Genomic DNA, 21,835 nt, shown 5'->3' with positions numbered 1-21,835 from the left:
GCCTCTATTATTCCGCCGGCTTCGCTCCTGGAGGCGGCGCGGCTTTGGTTGGCGCTTGCTTTTCGAGCGGCTCGCGCTTCGCTCCGGTTATCCAGTTGGACAAGCGATCCATATAGAGAAAGATGACCGGCGTCGTGAATAGCGTCAGAACCTGGCTGATCGCCAAGCCACCGACCATCGAATAGCCGAGAGGTTGACGGATTTCGGCGCCGGTTCCCGTGCCAAGCATCAACGGGACGCCGCCCAGGAGTGCTGCCAGCGTCGTCATCATGATCGGCCGGAACCGCAACAGCGATGCCTTACGTATCGCCTCAAGCGACGTCAGATGCTCGTTGCGCTCGGCGTGAATGGCAAAGTCGACGAGCATGATGCCGTTCTTCTTGACGATGCCGATCAACAGGATGATGCCGATCATCGCCACGAGGCTGAAGTCATATCCAAAGATCATCAATGTCGCGAGCGCGCCCGCACCGGCCGACGGCAACGTGGAGAGAATCGTGATCGGGTGAATGTAGCTTTCGTAGAGAACGCCAAGGATCAGATAGACCACGAAAAGCGCGGCCGCGATCAGCAGCGGAATTGTCGTCAGCGATTGCTGGAACGCTTGAGCGTTGCCTTGGAATGTCGTCTGCATTGACGCGGGCAAGCGAAGCTGGCGCTCGGCCGCCTTGATCGCGTCCGTTGCGGTACCGAGTGACACTTCCGGCGCCAAGTTGAAGCTGATCGTGACCGCGGGGAATTGCCCCTGGTGGGAGATCGAGAGTGGCGCAGTCGGCCGCGTAGTCCAACTCGCGAAGGTCGCGAGCGGAACGAGGCCGCCTGTCGTCGGTGAGCGAATGTAGAGATTGTCGAGGCTTCCCAAATCGCCCTGGATGGATGGCAGCACCTCCATAACGAGGTGGTAGCTGTTCTGCTGCGTATAGTACTGAGCGATTTGGCGCTGACCGAATGCGTCGTAGAGCGTCGCGTCGATTGCATCCGGGGTTAGCCCGTAGCGCGAGGCTTCGTCGCGGTTGATGTCGATGGTGAGCGTCGTTCCAGCGAGCTGCTGGTCGGTCGCCACGTCGCGAAGCTCGGGCAAGGTTTTGAGCTTATCGAGAATCTTCGGGGCCCAGGTGTTCAACTCATTCTCGTCCGCGTCCTGCAGCGTATACTGGAACTGCGTTCGCGAAGCGCGACCGCCGACAGTCACGTCCTGCGCTGCCTGCATGAAGAGACGCGCTCCTTCGACCTTTGCAAGCTTCGGCTGAAGCCGGCGAATAACTTGAAATGCCGTAGCATCACGCTGGGCTTTCGGCTTCAAGGTTATGTAGACGCGGCCGCTGTTGAGCGCGGAGGTGGGGCCTCCGGCTCCAATGGCCATGGCGACGGTTGCGACGGCGGGATCGCTTGCGACCACCTCGCCAATCTTCTCCTGGCGGCTAAGCATGGCCTGGAAGGAAATATCTTGGGCTGCTTCGGAAATGCCGGTGATGAGGCCCGTGTCCTGCTGAGGGAAGAAGCCCTTCGGAATCTCGATAAAGAGGTAGGCAGTGAGTGCCATGGTCGCGAAGAAGGTCATCAGCGTAAAGAACTGATGGCGAAGCACAAAGTCGAGGCCATGGGTATAGCCATTGAGCATCGCCGCGAAGCCGCGTTCGCTCAAATTGTAAAGCCGCCCGTGCTTGACGTCCTTTTCACTCTTCAAGAACCGCGACGCCATCATCGGCGTCAGCGTCAGCGAAACGAAGGCGGATACCGCTATCGTCATCGTAACGGTGACGGCAAACTCGCGAAAAATGCGGCCGATGATGCCGCTCATGAACAGCAGCGGGATGAACACGGCGACAAGCGAAACGCTGATCGAAATGACGGTGAAGCCGATCTCCTCGGCACCTTTCATCGCGGCGTTATAGGGCGTGTCGCCGTACTCGACGTAGCGGACGATGTTTTCCAAGACGACGATGGCGTCATCGACGACGAAGCCGACAGAAATCGTCAAGGCCATGAGCGAAAGATTATCGAGGCTGTAGCCCATGACGTACATGAGAGCGCAGGCCCCGAACAGCGCAAGGGGGACGGTGACGCTCGGTATGACCGTCGCCCACAAACTTCGCAAAAACACGAAGATGACCGCGACGACGAGTGCGACCGAAAGGAGAAGCGTGTATTCCACATCGTCAACGGAGGCGCGGATCGTTTCCGTCCTATCGCTCAAAATTTCGATGTGAATCGCCTTTGGCATCGATGCCTGAAGGCGTGGCAATTCAGCTTTGATGCGGTCCACGGTTTCGATGACGTTCGCACCGGGTTGCTTGAACACGATGAGAAACACGCCACGCCTGCCGTTCGTCCACGCCGCCTTTTTCGTATCCTCGGGGCCACGGACCGCCTTACCCACGTCGCGAACGCGGATCGGACTGCCGTTGCGGTAGGCGATAATCACGTCGTCCCATGCCTTTGCTTGCGTCAACTGGTCGTTGGTATAGATCGTGTAGCCGCGATTGGTGCTATCGAGCGAACCCTTGGGGCTGTTGACCGTCGTGATCGACAGCGGCAGGCGGACCTCCTCTAGAGTGAGGTTCCGCGCGTAGAGCTTGGCGGGATCCAATTGAATGCGGATTGACGGCTTCTGCTCGCCACCGATCGTCACCTGTCCGACGCCAGTGATCTGGCTGATCTGCTGCGCGAGCTTGGTGTCGGCGTTGTCATCGACCGCCGTCAGGGGCATTTCGTCGGATGACGCGGACAGGATCAAAATGGGGCTGTCCGCCGGATTGACCTTCCGATAGATCGGCGGCTGCGGCAAATTTTGCGGCAACTGGCCGCTGGCAGCGTTGATGGCCGCCTGGATGTCGTTGGCGGCGCCGTCGATATCGCGATTGAGATCGAACTGCACGACGACGGTCGTGACGCCGAGGCCGCTCGTCGACGTTGTCTGAGTGACGCCGGGTATCTGCGCAAACTGGCGCTCGAGCGGTTGCGCCACGTTCGATGCCATCGTTTCAGGGCTGGCGCCGGGAAGCGTGGCCGAAACCTGAATTGTCGGGAAATCGATCTGCGGCAGCGGCGCAACCGGCAGGCTCAGGAACGCGATGACGCCGACGAACAGAATGCCCACCATGATCAGCGAGGTGCCGATCGGATAGCGGATAAAGATGCCAGATACGCCGCCGGTCGCCATGTTAGTCGGCCTCCAGCACGGTGTGTTTGGATGCGGATATCGGGGCGCCAGGAGGCGTTGCTTTCTGTTTCTGCTCCTCCTTTTTCTGATCTTCTGGCAGGTCGACGAGCGAGCCCGGTTCCAGGCGATAATACCCGGCGGTAACGACCTGCTCTCCGGCCTTCACGCCGCTCTTGATAACGGCTTGGCCATCTTGGATTTCGCCGACGACGAGATCGCGCCGTTCAGATTTTCTGTCGGGCCCGACGACATAGGCGAACAGTTTGTCTGGCCCACGTTGGACGGCGGCGTCGGGAATAACGACGACATTCTTTTCCGTCGTGATCAACAGGCGCGTCGCGACCGTAAGCCCGGGCCAAAGTGTCATTTCGGTGTTCGGAAATTTGCCTTTCAACTTGATCGAGCCGGTGGTCGTGTCGACCTGGTTATCGACGAGCGAAAGCTCGCCCTTGGCGAGTTCCTGTTTTCCGTCCGACGTGAATGCGGTGACGGGCAGCGCTCCATGCTTCAGCTCATCAAGGATGCGAGGGAGCCGCTCTTCCGGCTCGGTGAAAATCACGGCGATGGGTTGAATTTGCGCAATGGTCGCGACGCCGCCGGTATCTCCAGCATGAATGATGTTGCCCTGGTCGACGAGCCGAAAGCCGACGCGGCCGGATATGGGAGCGGTGATGGTCGTATAGACGACCTGGACCTGCGCATTTGCAATCGACCCAGTATCAGCCTTGATGAGCGATTCCTGCTGCGTGATGTTCGACTTCTGCGTGTCGATCTGTTGCTGGGTGGTTGCAAGTGTGCCGACTTTCTCGAAACGCTCGAGATCGCGCTTCAGGTTGGCAAGGTTGGCCTCATCCTGCGCCTTCTTCGCGACGGCTTGATCGAGAATGGCCTGATAAGGCCTCGGATCAATCTGAATCAGAAGATCGCCGGCTTTGACGAACTGGCCCTCGTCGAAGGCGACCTTGACAATCTCGCCGTCGACGCGCGAGCGAACCGTGACAGTATTCCAGGCTTGCACTTGTCCGAGACTGTCCAAGTAGACAGGAAAATTCTTAATCTCGGCTGTCGCGACAGAGACTGGCACGCGTTCATCGGGCTTCTTTTTTGCAGAGGTCTCAGTTGCCACGCGGCGATGCTGCCAGACCCAGTAGCCGCCTCCGGCCAAGCCCAACAGAATTATCAGCCAAATGAAAGTTCTGACGCGGGTCCTCAACACGTCTGCTCCATGCGTGGCGACTGAGGAGTTGTGAGGCGGACACCCCGCCTCGCATAAACGACGGATTAGAGCGGCAGTTCCGTCGACCGCCCTTTCGGAGCGCCCGCCGACCAACGGCGGACACGTGCCTACTTATATAGTTACTGCTTGGATCCGCCGCGCACGTCGCGCCCCGGCATTCGCTCCGCTTGCGGATTATTCACGCGCCGACGGAACGGAAGGTTAGAATAGAACTTGTGGTTCAGATGCGAAACCGGCTCAAGGTAACGAAGGAGATGAGCGCTGCAGCGCACCGCGAGAGGCGATGCCGTTCTAGAATGTACGCGCAAGCAAGTGGGATCGTCAGATCACCAGGAACCCGATCGTCGCAAGAGCCATGACGAAAGTTGCCATCCAGCCGACGATAAGCATTGGGCGCGGGAGCGTGAGCCGCCCCATGATGTGAGGGTTCATCGCCATCACCATCATCACGGCCATTAACGGCGCAGCCAGCATGCCGTTGACGACCGCGCTCCAGTATAGAGCCTTGATGGGATCGATCGAGGTGAAGTTCAATGCCACGCCGCCGAGCGTCGCGACAGCTATCGTCGCGTAGAACGCCTTGGCTTCCCGCAGCTTGCAGTCAAGACCTTGCCGCCAGGAAAAGAGCTCGCTCACACCGTAGGCGGCGGAACCGGCCATCACGGGGACCGCCAGCATTCCTGTCGAAATGATGCCGATTGCAAAGAGCGCGAACGTGAATTCCCCCGCCACGGGACGAAGCGCCTCTGCGGCCTGAGCAGAGGTTTGGATTTCGGTCACGCCGTTTGCATTCAACGTCGCGGCGGTTGCGAAGATGATGAACAAGCCAATGAGGTTCGATACGCCCATTCCGACCATCGTGTCCGTTCGAATGCGCGAAAGTTCGCGGCCCGCGTTGCGAGGCGTGATGCACAACGGCTTGATATGCCGCCGATGCAGCTCTTCCACTTCTTGGCCGGCCTGCCAGAAGAACAGATAGGGGCTGATCGTCGTGCCAAGAACCGCAACGAGGCCCATGGCGTGGGCGGCATCGAATTTGAATTGCGGTATGAATGTTCCGTGGAGTGCCGTGCCCCATGGCACATGAGCGGTGAAAACGACGCCCACATACGTGAACAAGCATAATGTCGCCCATTTGAGCACGGCGCTGTACCGCGCGTAGCTCATGAAGGTTTCGAGAAGGATACAAACGATGCCCAGCAGTACTGTATAGACCCGCTCGGGACCGCCGATCAGCAAGCCTACCGCAGCCCCCATGGCGCCGACGTCAGCGCCAAGATTGATCACGTTCGCCACGAGCAGAAGACAGATAACCCCGCGCAGCAGCCACTTTGGATAATGGCGCCGCAAATTATGCGCGATGCCGTGCCCCGTCACGCAGCCGATCCTGGCCGCAACGGCTTGGATGGCGACCATCAGCGGAAAGCTGAAGAGCATCGTCCAAGCAAGGCCATAACCGAATTGCGCGCCAACTTGGCTATACGTCGCGATACCACTCGGATCGTCGTCAGCTGCACCCGTCACCAACCCTGGGCCAAGCGTTTCCAGTATCCCGGCCGATGAAGGCGGTGCCTCAATCCCGACAATTCCGGAGGCCGTTTCAGTCGCGTTCGGATCCATCGACATCGCCGACCTCCCCTTTTTTAGCTGTCCCTGCGAGCTAGCACCTCGAACCGAAAGGCAGCACAGCAATCAACTACAACAACGGGAATTCCGTATCTATTCGATGCGCCCTCGGCAAGCCACGCTCCGCTGAGCGTGGCCAGAATGCGCGCTGATATCAGTGCAATTTGTATCTATTCTCGAGGAGAGACTGGTTAAACCCACTTGGCTAGTTCAAGCGGACTATTGCGCGGGAGTGCACACCCCACGATGTGCGTTTTCGTTACAGCCGAATGGCAGCTCTGGAGGGGGGCCTTTGCCGTCCCAAGTTCAGAGGAGTTCTCGGATGAACATAACTTCAAAACATATCGTAAGCGCACTCATCGGCTCTCTTTCGCTGCTTGCGGTCGCTGCATCGAATGCCAACGCGAACTATCTGGGCTTGGCTGACGGCAACCCTGGCCCCGCCGATACTTGGGCGGCGACACATCCGGACTTCGGCAAAGTCACGCATTCCTATCATCCAGTGACAGGTCAACCAATGATGGGATTTCGCGCTGCGAGAGGTTGTGCGGGCTTGCGCGAGGCAGCAATAGAGACGGGCTCGGCGCGGATGTGGCACCGCTATCACATGTGCGCGGCGGCTCAGTAAGCTTTCTCTCGCCGGAGGTTTCTGGTGCGGACGGTGGGACTCGAACCCACACGACGTTACCGTCTCAGGATTTTAAGTTCGTCGATGTATCAATCGCTACGTAGGCCGTTAGGATGTCCTAGCGGCGCGAAGCGCACATACGCCGTTGCCAGTTTCCTCACCCAGATGCGGACATGAGCACGACAGCAGGCCGGACTGCTTTTGTCGAAACTCAGATCGTCGGGTTCGATCATGCCCGAATGATAGTGCTGAGGCGTGCAGTCGGACCTAATCGCGTGCCACACTTCAGAGGAGGTCGGCCATGAAAGTCAAAGAAGCGATGCATAAGGGAGTCGACTGGGTTGGCCCAGATACTCCGGTCATCGAACTTGCGAAATTGATGCGTAGCCGCGATATCGGTGCCGTTCCAATCGGAGAAAATGACCGCCTGATCGGAATGGTCACAGACCGCGATGTCGTCTGTAAAGGATTGGCGCTGGACAACTTCGATCCGCAACGGACGACGGTGCGAGATGTAATGACGGCAGGTATCCATTGTTGCCGCGATGACGATGACCTTGCCAAGGCAGTGAAGCACATGGAAAGCCAGAGCGTCCGCAGGTTACCGGTGATAAACAAGAGTAAACGAATGGTCGGCATCCTCAGCCTGGGCGATGTTGGCCATTCGGCGTCTAGCGATATGTTGGCTGAATGCGTCAAGAGCATCTCGGCCCACCACCACTGAAGTGCAGCACGCAAGGCCTTGCCGAGCGGTTTTTGAAATGGCGTGGTGCGGACGGTGGGACTCGAACCCACACGACGTTACCGTCTCAGGATTTTAAGTTCGTCGATTGATCAATGCTTATAAGGCTCGTTAGGACATTTTGATCTCAAATCGCTCTATTACGTTTCAGTACGTTAGTTGAAATGTCCTAACGGGGTCAGCTTTACGGCGATGTAAAACCTCGGTTCATCCAGCTTTCAACTTTCCCGTCGCCTAACTGGGTTCATTCAACATCGATAAGAGCCCAGTTACGAAATGCGCAATTCTCGCTGTTGCGGGTCTGGCCGCCCTGGCTGCCGCATCGCAGTCGACGCAACGCCCGCATCCGCACTCGTCGAGGCTCTAGCCGGCCACCTTGACCAGCGCCGCCTCGAGCTCACGATCGAGGTATCGCGCAACATCGTTGATCGTCTCGTCCTCGAACTGCCCGAAAAGCGTCGATGGCCTGTCATACTCGAATACTACGTCTCCCGCTTCTGTCTCAAAAAGCGCGACGCGGAGTGGAGCGTAGAGCGCTGCACCCAGATTGTGACGCGTCATCTTCGAAGCGGTAATTGGATTCCCAATCTCGTATTGCACAGCATTCCGCTTCCGGCCCGCGATTTCCAATAGCTCCCCATGGTCGCGTGAAATGAACATAAAGAGCCTAGGGCCGTTCTCTTCGATCTCTTTAATGCGTTCTTGATCACCGTTGCTCAGTAGAACTTTGATGTGCTCGTCGAGCTTCGGGAGATCAGCCTCGAGGGCGGCACGCACCTCGTTAAATGCTCGTCTGCAAGTGATCCGTACGTGTTCGACTGGGATCGGCGTGGACGATACTTTGACAGCAGGCATGGCTTTCTCCTTTGGATAGCCTTGAACATGACAGCGTGTGTCACGTCGACTTAGCGGGGGGTGTCTAGATCGCGACTATGTTCAGTCTCCGAAGCCGAACACCGGCGGACGTTCGCAAGACCGAGGCGAAGATCCAGAGACGCCGCTTCGATCTGGCGCGTCAGCGGAGGAAATCCAGAGCCTGCTGAACGAAAACGGGGTAGTACTGGAAAATGCCCCCATGGCTGGCATCCGGAAAAATGCTCAGCTGCGCGTTGGGGAGGCGGCGGGCAAGCTCGAACGAGTTGATCGTCGGCGCCATAACGTCATCGTCGCCGTTGGCAACGAGAACGGGGTGATGAATCTCGCTAAGCTTGGAAGGATTTCCCTGCCCCCAGGCATGAATGGCGGTTAGCTGTGCACCGATGGTCTCGTTGTTGATGCTAGCATCCCGATCTGCCGTGCGCTCGTTCAGGCGAGCGAGGAACGCATCAGCCGCAGCTTGACCGTTGCCAGTTTGAGTGAAGAACAGAAAATGCTTCGGATGTTTTCCTGAGGCGCCCGCCTTAGCGACAGCGTCTTGTAGAACTGCGCCCATGTTCGAGATCCCTTCGCCGCCTGCGGGACCAGAACCGGCGATGATGAACTTGCGGACGAGGTCGGGCTCCTCCTGCACGATCACCTGCGCGATGAAACCACCCAGCGAGAAACCCAACAAGTCGACTTTGCTCAAACCCAGCGCACGGATGAACGCGACCGCATCGCTAGCCATCGCTTCGACGGAAGCGGGCGTTGCGCCACCAGAAGCGCCAACGCCACGATTGTCGAATGCAATCACGTGGCGTTCAGCCGCTAGGCCATCGACGATCCTGGGATCCCAGTCATCGAGCACCGCAGTCAAATGATGAAGCAGGACGACGGGCAACCCGCCATTTTTTCCCAGCTCCCGGTAGACGAACGGGGTTCCGCCAACATCGATCGATTGGCTCAGGGCATTAACGAAAGACATTTCTTCATTCCTCTCGGTTGGACGGCAGCGACATCAAAGGCGAATGGAGGACTCCCGGCACAAATGCGCCGGGAGTCTAACGTCACTTCGCAAGCGCCGCCTTTTCGATGACCGCAGCGACTTCGTCCGCATGAACAACGAGCGAGGCGTGGCTGCCAGCGACATCGGTGACGTGGGCACGCATTCGGTCGGCGAACGTCTTCTGCACCTCAGGTGCGATGACCTTGTCCTTGGTGGTGATCACATAGAACGTTGGCTTGTCGCGCCAAGCTGCCGTATCGACGGGAGCCTCGAAGGCCACGTGATTCAGTGGGAGCTGGTGGTTGGCCAAGGATTCGGCAATTTGGGGAGGCAGATCGGCCGCAACCGCCGAAGGAAATACTTTCGGGTCGATGTAGAGGTTGCCTTTGTCGTCCGGATGAATTGCGGCCGTGCCTTCGGTGGCAGGACCGCCGTCGGACAGGGTCTTCAAGGATTGTCCCACATCGGGAGCGAATGCGGACACATAAACGAGCGCCGACACTTTGGGATCATCGCCCGCCTGTGTGATGACGACGCCGCCCCAAGAATGGCCGACGAGGACAGTCTTGCCGTCCTGCTTTGCGAGCGCCTGTTTGGTCGCATCGACGTCTGCAATAAGTGACGTGAGCGGATTTTCAACGAGGGTTACGTTGTACCCCTTTTTCGAGAGAATATCCGCAACCGGCTTCCAGCTCGTTTGATCGACGAAAGCGCCATGTACCAGTACAATGTTATGTGCCGCCCCACTGGGAAGCTCAGCCGCTTGGGCAGAGGTCACAATTGCTGCTGCACCAGCCGAGAGGATGGAGGCGGAGATTAGAAGATTTCGCATCGAATGTTCCTTTAGGAAGGTCGGACAGCTCAGGTCCAAAGATTGGTTGAGCGTTTCCAGTAGGACTCGCGGTTCTTCCATTCGCCTTGGCTGAAATCGTTGGCGTTCGCCGCGTCGGCCTGCGGCGCATCACCTAAGATGGGAGGATTTTGGACGATAGGCTTCTTCCGTCCGAATATTGTGTCGGATCGTGCGGTGGCTTAGAATGGCAGCTATGGATGTGCTCGCTGACGTTCTTGATCGTGTCCGCTTCGGGGGAACGCTGCTTTTCCACTTTGAGCTCGGGCATCCCTGGAGCCTGCAACTCCCAAAGCGCCCCTACGCTCTGTTCCATTACCTCAGTAAAGGCGCCGCCACTCTGGCTCTCGCACAGGGAGAAGATTTGCATATAAGCGCGGGCGACTTCGTCGTCATTACAAGTGGCGAACAACATCTGCTTTATTCTGATCGCCTGACGAAGCCCTTCCCGCTAATGGATCTTGAACGACCGCCCGGACGTCTCGGTGTCGTACGACACGGCGGCAATTCGGAGCCGACAGCGACGATGATCTGCGGGAATTTCACCGTATCGCAGCCCTTGCGCAGCAGCGTTCTTGAGTTCCTCCCTCCCGTGCTTGTGCTGAGACCGCCAACGAACGGCGAGGGACTCGATGCGATTCTGAAGCGCATGGTCTCCGAATCGGCGTCGGTGCGTCCTGGTCAGGACATTGCCCTCTCGCGATTGACGGAGGTCCTCTTTGTCGAAGTGTTGCGAAGCTGGATCACATCGCTCCGTCCGGGAGAAGGTGGATGGCTTGGAGCGATGGGCGATCCGCATATCGGACCTGCGCTGCAATTAATTCACGAACGACCGGAGAGGCCCTGGACACTCCAAGAACTAGGCAATCGGGTGGGCCTTGGCCGCTCGGCATTCTCCGCGCGCTTCACAAAGCTCGTTGGCCAGCCGATGCAGCGTTATCTGATCGCGCGCCGGATGGCAGAGGCTGCATTCCTTCTCGGATCGAGCGATGAGGCTATTGCGAGAATCGCCAGTCGGGTTGGCTACGAAACAAGCGCCGCATTCTCGAAGCTGTTCCATCGGCACTATGGCTTGTCGCCCGGTCGCTACCGCGCAACGCGGCATAAGACCGACAGCGAAATCTAATTATGAGCTATCTCTGCAGAGCGGAAGTCACGATATTACACCTGCAGTCCGAACAAGCGCGTCCTAACGCTCCATTTTGCGAAACCGGATCGCATCGCGCGACAATGGCTTTTTACTAGCGGCATCAGTTTGGTGCGGACGGAGGGAGTCGAACCCTCACAGCATTGCTGCCCCAGAATTTTAAGTTCGTCGATTGAGTAATTCCCGCAACGCTCATTAGGACATTTTGGGATCAAACAGCCCTATTAGGTATCAGTGCGTTAGTGAAATGTCCTAACGGCACGCAGGCGGTGTAGTCCGTTTCCGTAGGACTAGCCGCCGTTGTTACGCTTTCTGAGACGTCCGCTTTTGACCCTAAGCGGACATCGGATTCCCCCGCCAGCGTACTACCGCGCAGCTTCTGCTGCGCAGAGGAAGCAGGCATCCACCACCTGGTCGGGGCTGGCAGGTTGATCGGGCTGGAAGCACGTCTGCTCTTCGGTGGTATCAGCCCATCAGCCACCGGAAGGCCCTGGCAATGAAGGCTTGGCCGTCCCGTTCCACGGGAATCCCGTGGGCCATGACTACCTTCTTGGCGGGCCACTCGAGGACGCGTTGCAGCGCAGCCCGTGCTGCGCAGCGATCGACGAAGGCCACACGAAACTTCCTGGGCACGGACGGTTCGGCCGCCATCATCAGATCCAATCGCGCGATGACCGCCCGCCAGCCATGGAACCAGCCCACCGGAAATTGTTGAAGCAGGTCAGTGAAAAGAACTGTGCCGCTGTGCTTATGGAAGAAGACGACTTCAGTCGTAATCCTGTTGCCCCGCATGAGCACCTGATCAAGATCAGCCGCCCATTCAGGCGGCGGCACATCACCGAGTTCGGCATGGAGATCAAGATCCTTGCGTCGCACCCGTAGCCCAGGCGTCCCGTAGAGTCTGGCCAGCGGATAGGCCTCCTGCCACTCGTCAAGAAACAGGTGGTGCAGCGAATTTGGCGCAACCAAATGATGCACCTCGCCGAGAGCTTGCAATTCTCTTCGGAGGTCCTCGGAGAGTGCAACGGGCGACCAGATGAGGAGACCGCCATTGGTAAGCCGGATCACGACCATTCGCGTTGGATATCGGAATCCAATCACTTTGACTTCCGGTCCGTCGGCCAGCCATATATTTGGCCCGAAGGGCTGCAGCGACAGGGCATCCATCAAATCCACCGACGTATTCGAAGACCGATAACATCATAACTGTGCTTTTTACATGTTTTCAGTCGCAAGGCCGATTCCGCGATGGCGAGAAAGCGGACGTCAAGTGGCTGCTGCCTTGAGCGATTGTCGGGCAAATTTCCCAACTCCCCGCGTGTCTGGTGCCCTTCGACCCAACACCCGGACCGGGCAATGTCTGCGTTGATGGACGTCTGCCCGAAATCTGGGGACCACTCATGCGCGTGCCACTTCCGGTTTTCGTCAAGCTCTGGTTTGGATTCGATCTCCTGCTCGCCCTATTCCCGCCACTGCACTGGGCAGCAAGCGGCACGGAGCCGGTGCTCGGTGTGCCCAAGCCGCTCTTCTATCTTTACGGAACAAGCCTTTGCATCGCAGTCAGCGTTGTTGTCGCCTATCTCTGCGACAAGGGCCTCGGCGGCGGCCGGAGCGAGGAACGCTAGGCATGGCTCTCCTCATCACCTACGGCGCACTAGTGCTGTTCTTCGCCGTCGTGGTTCTGATTCTGCAGCGCTCCTATGTGGCGGACCGAAACTTTACGGACTTTGCCGTCGCGGGCCGTTCATTCAGCGGATTCTTCCAGGCGATGGCGTTCTTCAACACCTATCAGCCCGGTTTCGTCTTTCTCGGGTCATTCGGCTTCATCGTGAAGACCGGCGTCGTCGGCATGGGAATTTCGACGCTTCTGGCGCCGATCGTCATGTACCTGATGGCCGACCGGGTGTGGACATGGGGCGCCAAATACGATCTTCGGACGCAGCCCGACCTGATGGCGCTGCGCTATGACTCCAAACACGTTCGACTGGTCGCGGCCCTGGTCGGCATCTTCGGACTTTTTCCGTGGATGGTGCTCGGCATGCAATCACTGGGGGCGGTGTTCTTCGCGCTCTCGCTCGGACACTTGTCTTTTACCGCAGCTGTGGTGCTCGGCGTCGTCGTCATGACGATCCGGCAGATCTGGACGATCCGTATGGGCATGCGCGGCATCGTCATCTCGGATCTGTTCCAGGGCATCGTCGCTTATCTTTTCGGTAGCGCGCTCATCATCGGGCTGATCGGTTGGCTCTATGCCAACGGGGCGTCGCTTGCCGCCTTACCGGCGGAACGCTTCGAGATTCCGGGCCCCAAGACGGATAGTCCCCTTCTCTTCATGTCGCTGACGCTGCTGCCGCTGCTCTGCAGCCTGTGCTGGCCGGATCTCTTCGTCCGGCTCTACACCGGGTCAGGCGTTGCAGCCGTGAAACGCTCGTCGGCCTACTGCGCGCCAATGGCGCTCGTCTTCGTGTCGAGCCTCGGATTTCTCGCGCTGCTCGCTTCGGGCCGTCCCGATGTCGCGGCCAATCCTGATGCCGCATGGTTCACGCTTGCACTGGCCGCCGGAGGACCATGGTTGCTCGCGACGGCCGGCGTCGTGGTTTTCGCGGCCTCAATGGGAAATATCGATGCGACGGTGCAATCGATCGGCGCGCAGATCGCCAACGACATCCTCGGCGCGGTCCGCGCCGATGGCAAAGCGATGAGCCAGCGGGGACTGATGCTCACCTCCCAGATTGCCATGGCTGCGATTACGCTCCTCTCGGCTACGATCGCGTGTTTGCCGCTGCCGGCATTGTTCACGATTGCTCTATTCGCCTTCCAGATCATGGTGCAGATCTCGGTGCCGCTCTATGCCGGCATTTTCACAAAGTTCGGCAACCGGCAGGGGGCCTCGTGCGGCATGCTCGCTGGCATTATCACTGTCTGCGCGCTGCAGTTCGCCTGGCCAGTCGGCATTCCATGGGCCTATGGGCTGACGACTGGCGCGATCGGATTACTCGTCAATCTCGCGGTCTTTCTTCTGTTCGGCGTCGCCATTCCTCGCAAGCGCGTAGAGCAAGACCGCATCGATGCGCTGTTCGCGCGAACGTCCGGCAAACGCTCTGCCGAGCTTGAAGCCGTGCCAAGTTTCATATCGTAATCATCATTTCGGAAGAGCCATGTTTCGCCAAGCTCGATCGGTGGGTGGGGGCTGCGAGAAGGCAATAAAAAAAACAAACATGCACAGGGGGAATGTCCGATGGCCAATGTTGGAAAGACGGTGCGTCCGCAGCCGCGTTGGGTGACGGCATGGTTCATCGTCGATGCGTTCGTTGCGCTGGCGCCGCCCCTCTATTGGGCCTTTGACGGCGTTGGTACCCCCGTCTTGGGGATTCCGGCTGCAGTGCTCTATTTCGTGGCCGTATCGACCTGCATCGCGACGAGCATCGTTGCCGCCTACGCCGCGGAAGTTCGCAATGGGGATGCGCTCTGATGCTGATCACCTTCGGCTGCATTGCCGCATTCTTCGCCGTTATCGTCGTCATCCTGCAGCTCAGTGGCATGCGCGACAGCAGCTTCAGCGAGTATGCCGTCGGCCAACGGTCGTTCGGAGCCAATTATCAGGCGATGTCGTTCCTCAACACGTGGTACCCGGGTGCCATGTTCACGGCCTTCGGCGGCATGGCGGCGAGCGCAGGCGTCATCTCCTTCTATGTGCTGTCCTACAGCCTTCTCACCGTAGTGCTGATGTATCTGATGGCGCGGCCGGTGTGGGTGTGGGGTAAGGCGTTCGATCTCCGTACGCAGCCGGACCTTCTGGCGCTCCGCTTCAATTTGCGCCACATCAGGACCATCGCGGCCATCATCGGCATCGCGTCCGGCGTTCCATGGCTGGTGCTCGGCATGCAGGCGCTCGGCACGCTATTCCAGCATATGTCGCTTGGTGCGCTGTCGTTCTCGCAAGCGGTGATCGCCGGCGTCGCGATTATTACGCTGCGCCAAATCTGGACGGTGCGCATGGGGATGCGCGCGGTGGTGATTTCGGACATGGCGCAGGGCGTTATGTGTCAACGACCTCGTTGGCAACTACTGGCTGCTCGACCAGCGTCAGCTCATCGTGATCGCCAAGCTCGGCATGCTGGGCTTGACCATTCTGTCGTCGTGGCTGGCGTGTCTCGAATTGCCAGCACTGTTTCAGTTGGCGGTACTTGCCTATCAAGGCGTCATCCAACTGGCGGTGCCGCAGTTCCTCGGCATTTTCTGGCGGCGCGGGAACAAGTACGGTGCGATAGCCGGCATGGTTGCCGGTTTCGCTGTTGCGGTCACGCTCGAGCTTGCCTTTCCCGGCTATCTTCCGTGGGCCTACGAGTTGACCTCAGGGGCCGTCGCCCTCGTTGTCAACCTCACAATCTATGTTGCTGCCGCCTATGTCGTACCGCAAACGCGCGAAGAGAGGTCCCGTGTCGACGGGCTCTTTGACCTCATAGAGGCGAAGCGCGCTATACAGTTCGGCCCGCTCGACACCGCCCCGCAGACGACCTGATCTCTGAAAGGATAAGTGATGGACAGCCGCACGGCACAAGCGATCGTCCATTCTCATTTCACAGAGCAGGATATCGCCTTCATCGGCCGCTCGCGGCTATTCGCTATGATAGGGGATGCTGGAGCCATCACCCACCGGGGTCCGCTTCTGGCCCTTAGCAGAACAAGCTGCCTTGTCCGCTCACTGGCGAACTATGCACGTGCTGTCGGAGGCGCGTGATCCACACTTTCCGAAGGTCGGCCAAGGTCTGCTTTCTCTGCAAAGCGGAAGCCACTTCGTCGCCCAACGAGTCCAAAAAACGTGTCCTAACACGTCGCTCGCGCGAACTGACTATCAGTACGTCAAATCGACTTTTTCGATAGGCATTTCAGCTTGGTGCGGACGGAGGGACTCGAACCCTCACGACGTTACCGTCTCAGGATTTTAAGTCCTGTGTGTCTACCGGTTCCACCACGTCCGCGCCGGTCGGACTTATGGCGAGTCGAGCGGCCAAGTGCAACAGCCGGATGCAAATCCCTGACGGATCAGATCGGGTTTGCGCCCGCTGACGGGGCCGGGGCCGGGGCCATATCGAATACGTGGCGCGCTTTCTTCATCAGAGCAAGAAGTTCGGCGGGCGATTCGACATCCAGAGAATGCGGATATTGGGGGTCGCCCCCAACGAGCTTGTCGGAGACGTTGCCGTCGGGATCGATGAAAAGCGTGCGCGGGACATACGAGCCGTCAGGTGAAAGCTCGCTGTTGAGTTCCTTTTCCTGATCAACGTCAGCCAAGATCATGACGAAATCGCGCGAGGCGGCGACAACCGCTGGGTCTTTGAAGACTTTCCGAAAGCGTTTGCAAAACGAGCACCACGTCGCGTGGAAGACCATCAAAACGGGACGGCGGGATTTTGTCGCTTCATAGATACCGGAGCGTGCGTCGCGCCAGTTGATCTCGGCACCATTCCAATCACTCGCATGGTTCGCGGTGCGTGCGAGGGCTGCAAGAGGAAGCGCGGCCAATAATAGCGCAGCGCAAACAAGTGGACGGATCATGCTTTGGAACTCCAACGCTCGTGACTTGCTTTTTCGTGCTTTGGCGGCCGCGAAACAAGTCCGCGAAAATTAACTACACGTCATCGGCTGCGTCAGCGGCCTGCGTGTTCACTCAGGTAAACCGGTTTTCGTAAGCTTGCAGATGGATAAAGGCCGTTTCGAGAAGGGGCGTTGCGACGCCCTGCGCCCGCCCCCGGCGAATGATATCGCCGACGATCTGATCAGCTTCGATGCGGCCGCCACGTTCGATGTCGCGAAGCATAGATGCCGAAATCTTGGAGGTTGGATCGCACATCAGAGTATGCGTGAAATCGAGCATTGCCTGGTCCGGCGGGTAGCCGTTCGCGGTGGCAATGGCCGCGCATTCGCTCACGACGCCGGTCATAAATTCGCGACCCTGCCCGGCGCGATTGATCTCGCCGACGGAGGCGCGCATCAAGCATGTGGATGATGCGAGCCCGGCTATGAAGAACCACTTTCCCCACATCGAGGCAATGACGTCGTCAGAGTGACGCGCATCGCAGCCCTTCGCGAGAACATCGTGGAGCCTTGCCGATTTGCTCGTTTGCTCGGCAAATCTCGGCCCGAGCGTGACGGCTGCGAACGGCCCGAAGTGGTGAATGGTACCATCCTCGGTCAAGGTAACGCTGATCTGGCACATACCGCCGAGGACGCGCGGAGCGCCGAACGCATCGTCGAGAGTTTCAAGATGCTTCATGCCGTTGAGCAGTGGCAGAACCAAAGTTTCATTGCCGACGGCGGGCCGTATCGTTTCGATGGCTTCACCCAGGTCGTAGGCCTTGGCACTCAGGATCACGGCGTCGAACGGGCCTGAGATTTCCTCGCGCGTGATCGCGTTAACTGGCGTCGTCAAATTCCCGACGGGACTTTCGATCTTGATGCCGTCGCGGAGAAGTTGATCGCGGCGTTTCGGCCGGACGAGAAACGTCACGTCGGCGCCGGCCTTCGTCAGCCGTCCGCCGAAATAGCCGCCGGTTGCTCCAGCACCTAGAAAGAGAAGCCGCATGATTAAGATCCGCTTTTTGTTTCTGTCCGAACGGTAATGCCGGGAAGACGTCTTGAGTTTTAACGCACTCTCTGGCGATCACATCATCTCACGATTGGCAGTGTTTCGCGCACAGGGAGTTGTTTGGCGGTGATGCATGAAGCTCCCTATGTGGAGGGTGACGCGGAGAGATCCGCAGCGAAACATAATGGAGCTTACATGATCCGCATAATTTCAGTTGGACTGGCGACGGCCTTCTTTGCACTTCCTGCCCTTGCGGAAGAGTCACCTTCGAGCGATGCCGGAAAAACGGCAGCCTTTAGCGCCGAGCTTGCAAGCGCGGCCAATGCCGAGCAGGCCCGGCAGCAGCTCGCACATCAGGGCTATACGGCGATTTCCCCTCTTCACCGCGATTCCGGCCGTTGGGTCGGCACGGCCATCAAGGACGGCAAGACCGTATTTGTCGCCGTTATCGCGCCGCGGGCCCCGAACGTCGCGACGGAATAACGTCTTCTTAACAACAAAAATCGGCGCTCTCCGATCATGGATGGCGCCGATTTTTAGTTTCCGCCAAGGCAAGAGCTTTGCGCTGGATCCCCGGCCTGCGACACGGCTGCGCCGTGCTCGGCCGAGGATGACGAACTAATTCTTCTTCTCCGGTGCAACGACGCGGATGGAGAGTTCGCGGAGCTGCTTCGGCGCGGCCTCGCTCGGAGCCCCCATCAGCAGATCGGCCGCTTGCTGGTTCATCGGGAAGAGCGCGACCTCACGCACCGTCTTCCCTCCGGTCAGCAACATGACGATGCGCTCGATGCCCGCGGCCATGCCGCCGTGCGGCGGCGCGCCGTACTGGAAAGCGCGGTAGAGACCGCCAAAGCGCGCCTCGACGTCGGCCTTGGATAGTCCGGTGATCTCGAAGGCTTTGACCATCGTCTCCGGCACGTGGTTACGCACCGACCCCGAGGCGATCTCGTAGCCGTTGCAGACGATGTCGTACTGGTTCGCCTTGAGCGCGAGGAGTGCGTCGCGGCCGGACTTCTCGGCCGCTTCTAGCGCCTCACGCCCCCCCTTCGGCATCGAGAACGGGTTGTGGGAGAAGTCGATCTTCTTGTCTTCCTCGTTCCATTCGTAGAACGGGAAGTCGACGATCCAGGCGAGCGCAAAGCGGTTCTCGTCGATGAGCTTCAGCTCCTGGCCGACACGATCGCGCGCGAGACCAGCGAACTTGTAGAAGTTCGCCGGGTTGCCGGCGACGAAGAAGACGGCGTCGCCATCTTTCAGGCCGAGCTGCGATTTGATCGCGGCCGCGCGTTCCGGCCCAATGTTCTTTGCAACGGGACCGGCTCCGCCTTCTTCGCCATCGCGCCAGAAGATGTAGCCGAGGCCCGGCTGGCCTTCACCCTGCGCCCACGAATTCATACGGTCGCAGAAGGCACGGCTGCCGCCCGTCGGCGCCGGGATGGCCCAGATGCGCGCCTTCGGGTCTTTCTCGATCATGCCGGCGAAGACCTTGAAGCCCGAGCCGCGGAAGTGCTCCGTGACGTCGGCCATCTCGATCGGGTTGCGCAAATCGGGCTTGTCGGAACCGTACTTGGCGATTGCTGTGTCGTAGGGAATGCGCGGCCAGTTCTTCGTTACGGGTTTGGCCTTTCCTTGCCCGCCTTCGGCAGGACCTGCGAACTCTTCGAACAGGCCGGTGATGACCGGCTCCATGGTTGCGAAGATGTCTTCCTGCTCGACGAAGCTCATCTCGACGTCGAGCTGGTAGAATTCTCCCGGCAATCGATCTGCGCGCGGATCTTCGTCGCGGAAGCACGGAGCGATCTGGAAATAGCGGTCGAAGCCGGAGACCATCAAAAGTTGCTTATACTGCTGTGGCGCCTGCGGCAGTGCGTAGAATTTTCCAGCATGGATGCGGCTCGGCACCAGAAAGTCGCGCGCGCCTTCCGGGCTCGAGGCCGTCAGGATCGGCGTCGGGAATTCGTTGAAGCCTTCGTCGTGCATCCGGCGGCGGATCGACCGCGTGATCTCGAGCCGCTTCATGATGATGGCGTGCAGCGTCTCGCGGCGGAGATCGAGGAAACGATACTGCAGCCGCAGGTCTTCCGGATATTCCGGCTCGCCGAAGACCGGAACGGGCAATTCCTTCGCGGCCGACAGGACTTCGATTTCGGTCGCATACAGCTCTATTTCACCGGTCGGTAGCTCGGAATTCGTGGTGCCTTCGGGCCGGTCGCGAACCTTGCCGTCGATGCGGACGACCCACTCGGACCGCAGCGTCTCGGCCGTTTTGAAGGCGGGGCTGTCGGGGTCTGCGACGACTTGGGTCAGTCCATAATGGTCGCGCAAATCGATGAAGAGCACTCCGCCGTGGTCGCGCACGCGATGCACCCAGCCAGAAAGCCGCACATGTGAACCGACGTCAGTCTTCCGAAGGGCTCCGCATGTGTGCGAGCGATAACGATGCAGCTTAGCCTCGGCCATGGCCGGAAACCCTTTGATCGATGTGGGTGAAAATCGCCGCGGAAAAGCGCATGCGGCCGCGCGAAAGTCAAGGTTAGCACCCTACACGTTAATGGCCCAGGGACCCAAGGGCTCAGTCCGGACCTTACCGGGCCAGCGGAGCACTTCCGGAATCCCTTGCGAAAAAACGCCCTACCTCTGCGATCATCCTGATGGCGACAACTTCCTGACCATGCGCTATAGGGCTGCCCTGATGCGAATGATCACGACCACGTCAGAACTGTCGGCCCTTTGCGAGGTGCTGGCAAAAAGTGAATATGTTGCGGTTGACACCGAATTTCTGCGCGAGCAGACGTTCTGGCCGTTGCTGTGCCTTATCCAGCTCGCAGGTCCAGAAGCCGAGGCCGTTGTCGACCCGCTCAGCCCAGGCCTCGATCTCACGCCATTCTACCAGCTGATGGCGGACACCTCGGTCGTCAAGGTGTTCCATGCGGCGCGCCAGGATATCGAAATCATCTTCCTGAAGTCGGAGATCGTGCCCGCGCCCGTCTTCGATACGCAGGTCGCGGCGATGGTTTGCGGCTATGGCGACAGCATCAGCTATGTGAACCTCGTCAAGAAAACGACCTCGGTCGACCTCGACAAGAGTTCGCGGTTCACCGACTGGAGCCGGCGGCCGCTCTCGGAAAAGCAGCTCGACTATGCGCTTGCCGACGTCACGCATCTCAGAGACGTCTATCAGCGCCTGAAACAGACGCTGGAGAAGACCGGCCGCACGCCGTGGCTGCAGGAAGAGATGCACGTTCTCACGAGCCCCGCGACCTACGATGCGAAGCCCGAAAACGCCTGGCAGCGGCTCAAGCTTCGCGTCAAGGGACGGAAATCGCTGGCGGTGCTGATCGAGCTTGCGGCTTGGCGCGAGCGCCTTGCGCAAACGCTCGACGTGCCACGGGGCCGTGTGCTCCGAGACGATGCATTGTACGACATCGCCAATCAGATGCCGGCGAGCGCCGATTCACTCGGCCAACTCCGGACACTTTCGGATGGCTTCGCACGATCACAGCGGGCCAAGGAAATCGTCGACGTCGTCAAGGCGGGTCTTGCGCGCGATCCCAAGACGCTTCCCAAAATCGAACGCAATGAAGCGCTTTCGGCCGAAGCGAGCGCCACGCTCGAATTGCTGAAAGTGCTTTTGAAGGCTGCTGCCGCGGAACATGGCGTGGCGCCCCGCATCATTGCCGATACCGACGACCTCGAACAGCTTGCAACGTCGGACGAAGCCGACATTCTTGCGCTCCAGGGCTGGCGGCGGACGCTCTTCGGCGATGCCGCTCTGAAGCTGAAGCGCGGCGAACTCGCTTTGACGCTGGTCGATGGCGAAGTTCGCGCTGTGCCGGCTGCGAGATAGGGCTGACGCACCTTTCGTCATCCTCGCGGAAAGCGAGCGTACGCGAGTGACCGCGGGGATCCAGCGCAAGGCTGCCGAAGGCTCACTATTGCGTCTCCGACGATTCTAACGCTGGATTCCCAGCCTTCGACGCGCCCGAGGC

The 21,835-nt window shown here is 59.1% G+C and carries 19 protein-coding genes and 1 tRNA gene; 9 read left to right on the top strand and 11 right to left on the bottom strand.

The window, feature by feature from the left end; translation table 11 throughout:
• Positions 1-7 precede the first annotated feature (7 nt).
• The 3 genes from AB4Z24_RS14535 to AB4Z24_RS14525 all read right to left on the bottom strand — a co-directional run bounded on the left by AB4Z24_RS14535 (position 8) and on the right by AB4Z24_RS14525 (position 6,026).
• A complete protein-coding gene (locus AB4Z24_RS14535) occupies positions 8-3,163 on the bottom strand; it encodes an efflux RND transporter permease subunit (RefSeq protein ID WP_441709287.1) in 3,156 nt (1,051 codons plus the stop codon).
• Between the two features lies 1 nt (position 3,164).
• Entirely contained in the window at positions 3,165-4,379 is a 1,215-nt protein-coding gene (locus tag AB4Z24_RS14530) for an efflux RND transporter periplasmic adaptor subunit (protein WP_441709285.1), read from the bottom strand.
• A gap of 342 nt (positions 4,380-4,721) precedes the next feature.
• Positions 4,722-6,026, bottom strand: coding sequence for an NRAMP family divalent metal transporter (locus AB4Z24_RS14525; RefSeq protein WP_441709283.1), 1,305 nt, complete (start codon positions 6,024-6,026; stop codon positions 4,722-4,724).
• A gap of 322 nt (positions 6,027-6,348) precedes the next feature.
• Here AB4Z24_RS14525 and AB4Z24_RS14520 point away from each other — a divergent pair, with 322 nt between their 5' ends.
• Together AB4Z24_RS14520 and AB4Z24_RS14515 are read left to right on the top strand one after the other, a co-directional pair.
• On the top strand, positions 6,349-6,654 hold the full coding sequence (locus tag AB4Z24_RS14520; protein ID WP_441709281.1) for a hypothetical protein: 306 nt from the start codon (positions 6,349-6,351) through the stop codon (positions 6,652-6,654).
• A 301-nt stretch (positions 6,655-6,955) separates the two neighbouring features.
• Positions 6,956-7,378, top strand: a complete 423-nt coding sequence (locus AB4Z24_RS14515; RefSeq protein WP_441709279.1) for a CBS domain-containing protein — start codon at positions 6,956-6,958, stop codon at positions 7,376-7,378.
• 381 nt (positions 7,379-7,759) lie between these two features.
• On the opposite strand, the gene AB4Z24_RS14510 is transcribed toward AB4Z24_RS14515, so the two are convergent.
• From AB4Z24_RS14510 to AB4Z24_RS14500, 3 genes are all read right to left on the bottom strand, one after another.
• Positions 7,760-8,251 carry a DUF302 domain-containing protein gene (locus AB4Z24_RS14510; protein ID WP_441709277.1) on the bottom strand — a complete coding sequence of 164 codons (492 nt, stop codon included), beginning with the start codon at positions 8,249-8,251 and terminating at the stop codon, positions 7,760-7,762.
• A gap of 160 nt (positions 8,252-8,411) precedes the next feature.
• Positions 8,412-9,239 carry an alpha/beta fold hydrolase gene (locus tag AB4Z24_RS14505; protein ID WP_441709276.1) on the bottom strand — a complete coding sequence of 276 codons (828 nt, stop codon included), beginning with the start codon at positions 9,237-9,239 and terminating at the stop codon, positions 8,412-8,414.
• An 82-nt stretch (positions 9,240-9,321) separates the two neighbouring features.
• Complete coding sequence (locus tag AB4Z24_RS14500) at positions 9,322-10,092, bottom strand: alpha/beta hydrolase (RefSeq protein WP_441709274.1); 771 nt, start codon at positions 10,090-10,092, stop codon at positions 9,322-9,324.
• 214 nt (positions 10,093-10,306) lie between these two features.
• Between AB4Z24_RS14500 and AB4Z24_RS14495 the strand changes: the two genes are divergently transcribed.
• Positions 10,307-11,236, top strand: a complete 930-nt coding sequence (locus AB4Z24_RS14495) for a cupin domain-containing protein (protein ID WP_441709461.1) — start codon at positions 10,307-10,309, stop codon at positions 11,234-11,236.
• 486 nt (positions 11,237-11,722) lie between these two features.
• Here AB4Z24_RS14495 and AB4Z24_RS14490 read toward each other — a convergent pair whose 3' ends face one another.
• Positions 11,723-12,424, bottom strand: a complete 702-nt coding sequence (locus AB4Z24_RS14490) for a DUF4336 domain-containing protein (RefSeq protein ID WP_441709272.1) — start codon at positions 12,422-12,424, stop codon at positions 11,723-11,725.
• A 233-nt stretch (positions 12,425-12,657) separates the two neighbouring features.
• Between AB4Z24_RS14490 and AB4Z24_RS14485 the strand changes: the two genes are divergently transcribed.
• The 4 genes from AB4Z24_RS14485 to AB4Z24_RS14470 all read left to right on the top strand — a co-directional run bounded on the left by AB4Z24_RS14485 (position 12,658) and on the right by AB4Z24_RS14470 (position 15,779).
• Positions 12,658-12,882 (top strand): hypothetical protein, encoded by a 225-nt coding sequence (locus AB4Z24_RS14485; protein ID WP_441709271.1) that lies wholly within the window; start codon positions 12,658-12,660, stop codon positions 12,880-12,882.
• Between the two features lie 2 nt (positions 12,883-12,884).
• On the top strand, positions 12,885-14,396 hold the full coding sequence (locus AB4Z24_RS14480; RefSeq protein ID WP_441709269.1) for a sodium:solute symporter family protein: 1,512 nt from the start codon (positions 12,885-12,887) through the stop codon (positions 14,394-14,396).
• A gap of 99 nt (positions 14,397-14,495) precedes the next feature.
• Positions 14,496-14,729 (top strand): hypothetical protein, encoded by a 234-nt coding sequence (locus AB4Z24_RS14475; protein ID WP_441709267.1) that lies wholly within the window; start codon positions 14,496-14,498, stop codon positions 14,727-14,729.
• 624 nt (positions 14,730-15,353) lie between these two features.
• Positions 15,354-15,779, top strand: a complete 426-nt coding sequence (locus AB4Z24_RS14470) for a hypothetical protein (protein WP_441709265.1) — start codon at positions 15,354-15,356, stop codon at positions 15,777-15,779.
• Between the two features lie 373 nt (positions 15,780-16,152).
• Here AB4Z24_RS14470 and AB4Z24_RS14465 read toward each other — a convergent pair.
• The 3 genes from AB4Z24_RS14465 to AB4Z24_RS14455 all read right to left on the bottom strand — a co-directional run bounded on the left by AB4Z24_RS14465 (position 16,153) and on the right by AB4Z24_RS14455 (position 17,843).
• Positions 16,153-16,239: transfer RNA gene (locus AB4Z24_RS14465), tRNA-Leu, on the bottom strand.
• A gap of 64 nt (positions 16,240-16,303) precedes the next feature.
• Positions 16,304-16,816, bottom strand: coding sequence for a thioredoxin family protein (locus tag AB4Z24_RS14460; RefSeq protein ID WP_441709264.1), 513 nt, complete (start codon positions 16,814-16,816; stop codon positions 16,304-16,306).
• A 112-nt stretch (positions 16,817-16,928) separates the two neighbouring features.
• Positions 16,929-17,843, bottom strand: a complete 915-nt coding sequence (locus tag AB4Z24_RS14455; protein WP_441709263.1) for a ketopantoate reductase family protein — start codon at positions 17,841-17,843, stop codon at positions 16,929-16,931.
• Positions 17,844-18,041: 198 nt separating this feature from the next.
• Here AB4Z24_RS14455 and AB4Z24_RS14450 point away from each other — a divergent pair, with 198 nt between their 5' ends.
• The gene (locus tag AB4Z24_RS14450; protein ID WP_441709261.1) at positions 18,042-18,329 is read left to right on the top strand and encodes a hypothetical protein; all 288 of its coding nucleotides are present in this window, start codon (positions 18,042-18,044) and stop codon (positions 18,327-18,329) included.
• A gap of 135 nt (positions 18,330-18,464) precedes the next feature.
• On the opposite strand, the gene aspS is transcribed toward AB4Z24_RS14450, so the two are convergent.
• Complete coding sequence (gene aspS, locus AB4Z24_RS14445) at positions 18,465-20,291, bottom strand: aspartate--tRNA ligase (protein ID WP_441709459.1); 1,827 nt, start codon at positions 20,289-20,291, stop codon at positions 18,465-18,467.
• Positions 20,292-20,538: 247 nt separating this feature from the next.
• Here aspS and rnd point away from each other — a divergent pair, with 247 nt between their 5' ends.
• A complete protein-coding gene (gene rnd / locus AB4Z24_RS14440; RefSeq protein ID WP_441709259.1) occupies positions 20,539-21,693 on the top strand; it encodes a ribonuclease D in 1,155 nt (384 codons plus the stop codon).
• Positions 21,694-21,835 lie beyond the last annotated feature (142 nt).

It is taken from the genome of Hyphomicrobium sp. 2TAF46, assembly GCF_052114865.1.
GTDB lineage: Bacteria > Pseudomonadota > Alphaproteobacteria > Rhizobiales > Hyphomicrobiaceae > Hyphomicrobium_B.
Note: the sequence above shows the minus strand (reverse complement) of the source record. Positions and strands in the feature narration are given on the sequence as shown.

Excerpts from the sequence above, each read along its gene's own strand:
- AB4Z24_RS14510 (WP_441709277.1), bottom strand. The coding sequence starts at position 8,251 with ATGCCTGCTGTCAAAGTATCGTCCACGCCGATCCCAGTCGAACACGTA.
- AB4Z24_RS14525 (WP_441709283.1), bottom strand. The coding sequence starts at position 6,026 with ATGTCGATGGATCCGAACGCGACTGAAACGGCCTCCGGAATTGTCGGG.
- AB4Z24_RS14500 (WP_441709274.1), bottom strand. The coding sequence starts at position 10,092 with ATGCGAAATCTTCTAATCTCCGCCTCCATCCTCTCGGCTGGTGCAGCA.
- AB4Z24_RS14535 (WP_441709287.1), bottom strand. The coding sequence starts at position 3,163 with ATGGCGACCGGCGGCGTATCTGGCATCTTTATCCGCTATCCGATCGGC.
- AB4Z24_RS14515 (WP_441709279.1), top strand. The coding sequence starts at position 6,956 with ATGAAAGTCAAAGAAGCGATGCATAAGGGAGTCGACTGGGTTGGCCCA.
- AB4Z24_RS14495 (WP_441709461.1), top strand. The coding sequence starts at position 10,307 with ATGGATGTGCTCGCTGACGTTCTTGATCGTGTCCGCTTCGGGGGAACG.
- AB4Z24_RS14480 (WP_441709269.1), top strand. The coding sequence starts at position 12,885 with ATGGCTCTCCTCATCACCTACGGCGCACTAGTGCTGTTCTTCGCCGTC.
- AB4Z24_RS14505 (WP_441709276.1), bottom strand. The coding sequence starts at position 9,239 with ATGTCTTTCGTTAATGCCCTGAGCCAATCGATCGATGTTGGCGGAACC.
- AB4Z24_RS14460 (WP_441709264.1), bottom strand. The coding sequence starts at position 16,816 with ATGATCCGTCCACTTGTTTGCGCTGCGCTATTATTGGCCGCGCTTCCT.
- AB4Z24_RS14455 (WP_441709263.1), bottom strand. The coding sequence starts at position 17,843 with ATGCGGCTTCTCTTTCTAGGTGCTGGAGCAACCGGCGGCTATTTCGGC.
- AB4Z24_RS14475 (WP_441709267.1), top strand. The coding sequence starts at position 14,496 with ATGGCCAATGTTGGAAAGACGGTGCGTCCGCAGCCGCGTTGGGTGACG.
- rnd (WP_441709259.1), top strand. The coding sequence starts at position 20,539 with ATGCGAATGATCACGACCACGTCAGAACTGTCGGCCCTTTGCGAGGTG.
- AB4Z24_RS14450 (WP_441709261.1), top strand. The coding sequence starts at position 18,042 with ATGATCCGCATAATTTCAGTTGGACTGGCGACGGCCTTCTTTGCACTT.
- AB4Z24_RS14490 (WP_441709272.1), bottom strand. The coding sequence starts at position 12,424 with ATGGATGCCCTGTCGCTGCAGCCCTTCGGGCCAAATATATGGCTGGCC.
- AB4Z24_RS14485 (WP_441709271.1), top strand. The coding sequence starts at position 12,658 with ATGCGCGTGCCACTTCCGGTTTTCGTCAAGCTCTGGTTTGGATTCGAT.
- AB4Z24_RS14520 (WP_441709281.1), top strand. The coding sequence starts at position 6,349 with ATGAACATAACTTCAAAACATATCGTAAGCGCACTCATCGGCTCTCTT.